Source organism: Methyloceanibacter sp. (assembly GCF_051306395.1).
In the GTDB taxonomy this organism is placed as follows: domain Bacteria; phylum Pseudomonadota; class Alphaproteobacteria; order Rhizobiales; family Methyloligellaceae; genus Methyloceanibacter.
This window is the reverse complement of the sequence record NZ_JBPPND010000196.1, coordinates 1-3702: the sequence shown is the minus strand read 5'-3', so window position 1 is coordinate 3702 and position 3702 is coordinate 1. Positions and strand designations below refer to the sequence as shown.

General features: G+C 59.2%; 4 protein-coding genes. All 4 read left to right on the top strand.

Going from position 1 to position 3702, the window contains the following annotated elements:
* A partial coding sequence (locus ACSLE4_RS10230) for a DDE-type integrase/transposase/recombinase (RefSeq protein ID WP_435904353.1) occupies nt 1-309 on the top strand: 309 nt, incomplete at its 5' end.
* A gap of 127 nt (nt 310-436) precedes the next feature.
* On the top strand, nt 437-2104 hold the full coding sequence (pgm, locus tag ACSLE4_RS10225) for a phosphoglucomutase (alpha-D-glucose-1,6-bisphosphate-dependent) (protein WP_435904352.1): 1668 nt from the start codon (nt 437-439) through the stop codon (nt 2102-2104).
* A 154-nt stretch (nt 2105-2258) separates the two neighbouring features.
* Nucleotides 2259-3488, top strand: coding sequence for an acetate/propionate family kinase (locus tag ACSLE4_RS10220; protein ID WP_435904351.1), 1230 nt, complete (start codon nt 2259-2261; stop codon nt 3486-3488).
* On the top strand, nt 3485-3702 hold a 218-nt coding region (locus ACSLE4_RS10215), incomplete at its 3' end, for a hypothetical protein (RefSeq protein WP_435904350.1). The genes ACSLE4_RS10220 and ACSLE4_RS10215, both read left to right, overlap by 4 nt.

Genomic DNA, 3702 nt, shown 5'->3' with positions numbered 1-3702 from the left:
GGTCGGCCGGCTTCGATCGTCACGGACAGGCTTCGGTCATACCGCGCAGCGATGAATGTGATCGGCAATGCGGCCGACCAGACCTGCGGTCGTTGGCTCAACAACCGGGCGGAAAATTCACACCAGCCGTTCAGACGACGGGAAGAGGCAATGGCGAAATTCCGGGACGTCAAGACCCTGCAGAAATTCGCCGCCGTCCACGCCTCGATCCACAATCACTTCAACCACGATCGCCACCTCAGCCGACGCGACATCTTCAAGCAGCACCGCTCCGCCGCGTTGGCCGAATGGCGTCAACTGGCAGCCTGACGCAATCCGCTTCGCGCACTTCGCTGTCTGGTTCGCATTAGTTTGACACTGCCTTGTCGCCACTTCAATCTCCAACTGCTACTCGCAAACGTTACAGGTCAGAATGAGCAGCGCAAACGATGCGCCTATGAGAGTGAGCCCCCTGGCGGGTAAGCCGGCCACGCCGGCAATGCTAGTCGACGTGCCCAAGCTCCTTACGGCCTTTTACACTGACGTGCCTGATTCATCAGTGCAGGCGCAGCGGGTTGCGTTCGGCACCTCGGGCCATCGTGGGTCCCCCTTTGAAAACACATTCAACGAAAGCCATGTTCTGGCCATCAGTCAGGCAATTTGTGATTACCGCATGCGGAAGTGTATAGGCGGCCCGCTGTTCCTCGGCATTGATACGCACGCGCTGTCTGTTCCGGCTCGGGCCAGCGCACTCGAAGTGCTGGCCGCCAACGGTGTAGACGTCATGCTGGCGGACAAGGACGATTACACGCCCACTCCTGTGATTTCACACGCAATACTCGGTTACAACAGCGGTCGCGATACGGGGCTGGCGGACGGCATCGTCATCACGCCTTCGCACAACCCGCCCGACAACGGCGGCTTTAAGTACAACCCGCCAAACGGCGGGCCGGCGAATAGCGACGTCACGGGATGGATCGAAGCCAGGGCCAATGCGTTTCTGGAAAGAGGCCTCCAGGGCGTAAAAAGAATCGGTTACGAGCAGGCTCTGCGCGCGTCCACAACGCATCGGCATGACTATCTAAACGCTTACGTAAGCGATCTCGGCAGCGTGCTCGATATGGATGCGATTCGCGGCGCTAACATCAGTATGGGCGTGGATCCGCTTGGTGGCGCCGGAGTTCACTATTGGGGGCCGATTGCTGAGCGCTATTGTCTTAATCTAACGGTTCTGAACGAAGTCGCTGATCCGACCTTCCGGTTCATGACGGTCGATTGGGACGGTCAGATTCGCATGGATCCGTCCTCGTCCTACGCAATGCAGAGCTTGATCGACCTCAAGGATCGCTTCGACATCGCATTCGCCTGTGACACTGACCATGATCGGCATGGGATCGTCACCAGGAACGCGGGGTTGCTGCCGCCCAACCATTACCTCTCGGTCGCCATTTCCTACCTCTTCCAGCATCGCTTGAAGTGGAGTAGGGATGCGGCGGTTGGCAAGACGGTCGTAAGCAGCCAGATGATCGATCGCGTCACGGCACAACTCGGCCGGAAGCTCTACGAGGTGCCGGTCGGCTTCAAGTGGTTTGTGGATGGTTTGCTCGACGGCTCGCTTGGTTTTGGCGGGGAAGAGAGTGCGGGCGCATCATTTATCCGTTTGGATGGCAGTGTCTGGACGACAGATAAAGACGGCATTGTCCCGGCTTTGCTATCGGCGGAGATTACCGCGTGCATGGGCCGCGATCCCGGCGAAATTTACCGCGAACTTGCGCGCGAGTTCGGCGAGCCTGTTTATGACCGTGTTGAAGCGCCGGCTACGCCGGAGCAAAAGCAAATGCTGGCGCAGCTCTCGCCACAGCAAGTACTGTCCGCAGAGCTGGCTGGCGAAAAAATCCAGAGCATTCTCACCCAAGCTCCCGGCAACGGTGAGCCCATCGGCGGTCTGAAGGTGGTTGCCGCGAGTGGATGGTTTGCGGCGCGTCCGTCTGGCACCGAAGATATTTACAAAATATATGCTGAAAGTTTTCGTGGAGCGGATCATCTGCACCGCATCCTGGCGGAAGCACAGGCCATCGTCAGCGACATTCTGACCATGTCGCCAGAGGCACCGGCGGATGCATGACATGAAGAGAATATCTCCTGGTGCTCTTCTTCTGTTTGTTTCTGGTCATGATCACCTTCGGCATCACGCTGCCAGCATTTCACGCCCGGACCCGCACCGCCCGTCGTCTGACGAGGTCAGATAAGCGCGCAATTCTCCGGAAGGAGTCAGGTCGATGCCATCTGAAGCGTGCATCTTGACGGTCAATGGCGGCTCATCGAGCATCAAGTTCGCATTGTATCAGATGGGCGCCCAGCCCCAGAAGGGGCTGCACGGCAAGATCGACCGCATCGGCTTGCTTGGAACCCATTTCGCTTTTGCTGACCCCGCCCGGAAGCGGCGGGATGATCGCAGCATCGGTGAGCTCGATCATCGTTCGGCGGCAAATTTCCTGCTCGACTGGCTCGACGATCAGATCGGTCTCGCATCGATCACGGCGGTGGGCCATCGGGTCGTCAACGGCGGCGCCAACTACCGCGAGCCGCATCGCGTCACGAGGGACCTGCTGGACGAGATGCGGCGCATTAGCCCCTATGCCCCGGAGCATCTGCCTTCCGAGATCGATCTCATTGATATGGTCAGCGAGCGAATGCCGGGCCTGCCGCAGGTGGCGTGTTTCGATACGGCGTTTCACCGGGATATGCCGCGGGTCGCCCGAATCCTTCCCATTCCGCGCCGCTTCACGACGAAGGGGGTCGAACGCTACGGCTTTCACGGTCTGTCCTATGAGTTTCTCATGGAAGAGCTCGCGCGCGTGTCCGGCGTTGAGGCTGCGAAAGGGCGGGTGATCCTATGCCATCTCGGAAATGGAGCGAGCCTCGCAGCGGTCCGCGGCGGCAAGTGCATTGACACCAGCATGGGCTTCACACCAGCGGCAGGCGTGCCGATGAGCACTCGGTCCGGCGATCTGGATCCTGGGCTGGGCTGGTACCTTGCGCAAACCGAGGACATATCCGCGCAGCAGTTCAACAAAATGATCAACCACGAGTCGGGGTTGCTAGGCGTTTCGGAAACGAGCTCTGACCTACGAGATTTGCTAGGTCGCGAAGCGAGCGATATTCGGGCTGCCGAAGCCGTCGCGCTGTTCTGCTATCAGGTTAAGAAGTGGATCGGCGCCTTTGCCGCTGCGCTCGGCGGGCTGGACGCGCTCGTCTTTTCGGGTGGCATCGGCGAGAACGCACCCGCGATCCGCGCGCGCATTTGTGAAGGGCTCGGGTTTCTTGGCGTTCACCTTGAAGAAATCCGGAACGCTACCGGCGAGCCGGTCATTTCCGCCGATCATGGCCATGTCCAGGTTCGCGTCATTCGCACGGACGAAGATGTGATCATCGCAAAGGCGGTTTTCCGAATGCTCGCCGGCACCGAAACCCCGCCTGCACGCCCACCTCGAGGAGTAGGCCCATGAACAATCCGCTTTCGTCTGACCTCATCCAGAAGATGGACGCCTATTGGCGTGCAACCAACTATCTCTCGGTCGGGCAGATCTACCTGTACGATAACCCGTTGCTCAAAATTCCCTTGAAGATTGAGCACGTAAAGCCACGGCTGTTGGGCCACTGGGGCACCACCCCGGGGTTGAACTTCATCTACGTCCATTTGAACCGCGTCATCAGCGAGCA